1 protein-coding gene is annotated in these 235 nt (G+C 56.6%); it reads right to left on the reverse strand.

Going from position 1 to position 235, the window contains the following annotated elements; genetic code table 11:
- Window positions 1-31 precede the first annotated feature (31 nt).
- On the reverse strand, window positions 32-235 hold a 204-nt coding region (locus IRT45_RS36520), incomplete at its 5' end, for an IS3 family transposase (protein WP_194810296.1).

Raw genomic sequence — 235 nt, forward strand, 5'->3', positions numbered from 1 at the left:
CTGAGGTTCCCCCGCTATTCCGGAGAGCGGATTATCTGGTTCCGGCGGGAACCTGGTGATGGTAACTGGCTTCATATTCGTCGGGTGACCGCCAGCCCAGCTTCTTCTGGATCCTTTGGGTGTTGTACCAGCCGTCGATATAGGCGAACAGGGCGTTCTCGGCGTCTTCCCTTGTCCGCCAACTATTCCGGTACACCAGCTCGGTCTTCAGAGTCGAGAAGAAGTTCTCCATGAG

The organism is Nocardia sp. BSTN01 (assembly GCF_015354405.1).
GTDB lineage: Bacteria > Actinomycetota > Actinomycetes > Mycobacteriales > Mycobacteriaceae > Nocardia.